This is a genomic window from Trichlorobacter sp., assembly GCF_030247655.1.
Classification (GTDB): Bacteria; Desulfobacterota; Desulfuromonadia; order Geobacterales; family Pseudopelobacteraceae; genus Trichlorobacter.
The window spans coordinates 1-2,043 of record NZ_JAOTRZ010000332.1; the positions used below are offsets into that span (position 1 = coordinate 1).

At 49.4% G+C, this 2,043-nt stretch carries 2 protein-coding genes and 1 pseudogene; all 3 read right to left on the bottom strand.

Annotated elements, in window-relative coordinates; translation table 11 throughout:
* Positions 1–481 (bottom strand): annotated as a pseudogene (locus OEL57_RS16365) (hypothetical protein); the annotation flags it as partial.
* Entirely contained in the window at positions 478–1,611 is a 1,134-nt protein-coding gene (locus OEL57_RS16370; RefSeq protein WP_300741972.1) for a class I SAM-dependent methyltransferase, read from the bottom strand. The pseudogene OEL57_RS16365 and the gene OEL57_RS16370, both read right to left, overlap by 4 nt.
* Positions 1,612–1,626: 15 nt before the next feature.
* On the bottom strand, positions 1,627–2,043 hold a 417-nt coding region (locus tag OEL57_RS16375; RefSeq protein ID WP_300741974.1), incomplete at its 5' end, for a glycosyltransferase family 2 protein.

Here is a 2,043-nt window from a genome sequence, read left to right on the forward strand (position 1 = left end):
GTTTCCAACCACAAACCAGCTCACAATCCTGATGACGCTGCATAAAAGTTCTTACGGCAGCAAGGGCAAGGTCCGATCCGTTTTGCAACGTAAAACAGCCGGAAACGGCTATACGAAACAGCGGGTTAACACTCTCGTGCTCATCAGACTGCCGTCCTGGCTCATCCCAGCCCGGCGGTATGGTCAACACTCTGTTGATCCCACGTACCCGCAATTGATATTCAAACCAATACAGTGGCACAACAATCAAATCCCAGGTATTGTTTTGATATATGCAGCCATCTGGTATTTCAAAACGTTCGGGCAGATAGATGCCAATATTGATATCTGATACGTCTTCCGGGGTGAGGGGATTAAAACTCTGCTCATCAACCGGCAGCAGTGCGACACCGGGCAGCGGTGTCTGGTCAGCAAGCTGCCTGACAAGCTCGCCATAGTACCAGGCAAGGCTTGTATCTGATGCCGGCGGGGAGAAGATCATCTTAGTTCCGAAAGGCCAAGCACCTGTTCAGGTGGCTGGCTGGTGATATTAAGCAAACAGTTACGCTCATCCCATGCTTCTGGAAGCTCCAAACCTCTAAAGTGGCTCGTAATAACATCAAACTGACGTTCAAAAACCCGTGATTTAGGGTCCAGCCCCCTGATCAGGGTAAGTCCAGAAGGCTGGACCGGAAACGTAATAACCTCAAGATCAGGTCGAACCTCCTTGAGGCACGGAATAATCTTCCAGACATCCCCGACCCAGAAGGCTGTTTTGCGATTACGCTCCGCAACCAGCCTGTTTACGGGCAGACCATCATGAATAAAGACCATTGTTTCAGGGCCACTAAACCGCTCAACGTTAATAAAATCCCTAAGCGTCTGTTCAAAAAGATGCAGTCCGTCAAGGAAGGCCATTGCAAGGGTATCTGCTTCCAGTAGCGCAGGGAGGTCAGCCCTCTCAAAAAAGTCATCACTGGTTGTACGAAAAAGCAGCGGACAATTTTCCGGCGACATATACATCATGCGCCCCTGCTCTGCAGTGTCTGGGTCAATACCAATTGCCCTTGCCTGCTTACCAACCAGTGCAAGAGATCGCCCCTGAGCAACCCCTATCTCAAGATAGGTGGCGGGGCTGTATTTGGCATGCACTGCATGTAATACAGAGTAATAATCTTTGTCAGAAAAATGCCCATAGGCATCGCATTGAGCCAGCTCAGCCATTATATTCTGCTCATTCGGCCCTAAATCCAACAGTCTCAAACATTCAGAACGAGCCTGATCAAGCCTGTCTGCTGCTCTTAACATCCTGATATAATTAATATTAAAAAAATCACCAGAGTTTTCAAGGCGTACTGCAAGAGCCGCGAGATCAGATGCAGAAACATAGTGCCCCTGCTGATACAGCAGCTCTGCTGTAAAGACCATCATGAACTGATATTCCGGTTGCACCGCAAGTATACGAGAAAACAATGAAGTAAAATCCAAATCCCAATACCGCTTGTAGAATCCGATGGCCTCAATCACCGTGGTGGATAGCAAGTACGCCTCAACATACTTTTCTGACTGGGAAAGGCTTTCAATCTGCCGTATCTGGGCTTCTATATGCTCTCGCAATTGCAATTCACGCATAACGGTTCTCTCCATTCAGATACAGACCTGTTGCTTCAGAAGCATCATCCTGACCAGCCTGCAAAGCCCCTGAATTCCCTCATCTTCAGGATAGACTGACAGCAGACGGTCTCCCAGGGCTGCCGCCTCAACACCATTACCATCAGCAACCAGTTGCTGCAACTGTAGCACAGCATGTTCACGCCACCCACTCTGCAGCAAATCCTGTCGGCCTACCCTTCTGGCTATGCCTCGCCACTTGAGCTGAAACAGGTTGCGATTCCTGAACAAGATCTCACCTGCAGTCTCGTCACGCCCAAGATACGGAATAGTACGCAAGGCACGAATGGTCCCGCTCCAGTGATGTTCGTAGTCTGTGGCCGGCACAACATAACTTTTATAACCGGCCAGCTTGATCTGCAACCCCAAGTCCCACTCCTCAAAGTAGCATGA

Coding starts and splice junctions, on each gene's coding strand:
- OEL57_RS16370 (WP_300741972.1), bottom strand. CDS start 1,611: ATGCGTGAATTGCAATTGCGAGAGCATATAGAAGCCCAGATACGGCAG.